The following is a 1,365-nucleotide window of genomic DNA, read 5'->3' as shown; positions in this document are numbered from 1 at the left end:
CTCCCCCTCCCCCTTTTCCCTCGATCTTCGATTGAGCTTCCCCGCCGGGCGAAGGGGGTTCGATGCCCCCTGAGCCCGGATCCTGGCAAAGCAGAAGAAAGAAGGAAGGCCCCGGCCGAAGCCGGAGCCTTCCGAGAAGCGCGTCACCCGAAGGTGCGCGCGCGCTGCTGCGGTGCAGCCTGATCGGCGATGCGGCGGATGTGCGTCGGGACGCCTGCCTGACGCAGCCGCTGAGCGAGGTTCGCCTGGATGCCCGAGCCTTCTCCGACGATTGCCTCGACGGGGCTGAGCTTGATGATGCTCTCGTTGCGAAGGAAGGGTGCGCGCTTGCCCTGACGCTGGTCGGGGACGAAGTGGATGGTGTTCACCCGGTTCTTCTGAGCCCACGCTCCCGCCATGGCATCGACGCCCTTGCGCATTCCGGTGGTCCCGAGGACCATGTTCGGAATGCGTGCCTTGATGTCGTCGAGGATGTCCCAGATCATCTCGAAGTCGTGCCAGTCCTGCTGGCCGCCCGAGACGATCACCAGTGGACCTTCGGGCGTGAACTGCGCCCTGCGATCCTTGGCGCGTCCGGCGAGATAATCGCGCGCCTGGATCTGGCTGGCGGTGACCCCGTTCTTGCTGACTTGCGATCCGCGCGTGGCGGTGAAGGGACGACCCGTCTCTACGCGGTAGACGTCGGCGGCGTGGTCGCGCATCGCCTCGAGCGCTTCACGGCACCCTTGCAGCGTCTGGCAGAGCTGCTGCGTCTCCTCGAGCTCGACGGCGTAGATTTCCGAAGGATCGAAGTGCCGTGCCATTTCTCCGAGCTTGCGTGCGGCGTCGTCCTCGCGTCCCTCGGCAAGTCGGGCGGTCATGTGGAAGGAGTTGACCATCCCCCAGGCGAGCTGCTGGGCGAACTCCTCCATGCGCGTCTCCTTCAGGACATCGAAGATCGTTCCGATCGCCATTTCCACGGCGCGGCGGGCCATGTCCGGATCGGGCATCTCGGCTGCAACCGGCTCATCGATGATGTTGAGCTTCGCAAGGTCGCTCGTTTCGATGAATGCTCCGTCGTAGGATTCGGTGATGCCTTCACGCGTGTCGGCGAGATTGATGCGAGCGTTGGCGAGATCGGCGAACGAGTTGAAAGTGGTCATAAATGCCTCCAATCGATTGAAATCGTTCCCACCATGGGAACCCCGAAAACCCATCAGTCGGGAGGCGTGCAGTCAGGGACGGCGAGCTTGTCTCGCCGCCGCCATGCGGGCGCGGGGGAGCCGATTTTCTGCCGGGTGGCCGGCGCGCAAGCTGCACGGTCACCCGGTGGAAAATTGGGGGGACCGCGATCCTTGACGAGCGCCGAAGACTGATATGTTTCGG

At 64.2% G+C, this 1,365-nt stretch carries 1 protein-coding gene; it reads right to left on the bottom strand.

All coding sequences use genetic code 11. The annotated features are described in order from the left end of the window. Positions 1-143: 143 nt before the first annotated feature. The gene (locus AX708_RS18820; RefSeq protein ID WP_067490621.1) at positions 144-1,142 is read right to left on the bottom strand and encodes a DUF2493 domain-containing protein; all 999 of its coding nucleotides are present in this window, start codon (positions 1,140-1,142) and stop codon (positions 144-146) included. Between the last annotated feature and the right edge of the window lie 223 nt (positions 1,143-1,365).

The organism is Erythrobacter sp. CCH5-A1 (assembly GCF_001557115.1).
In the GTDB taxonomy this organism is placed as follows: domain Bacteria; phylum Pseudomonadota; class Alphaproteobacteria; order Sphingomonadales; family Sphingomonadaceae; genus Erythrobacter.
The sequence above is the reverse complement of the archived record's forward strand: the minus strand, read 5'-3'. Positions and strand labels throughout refer to the sequence as shown.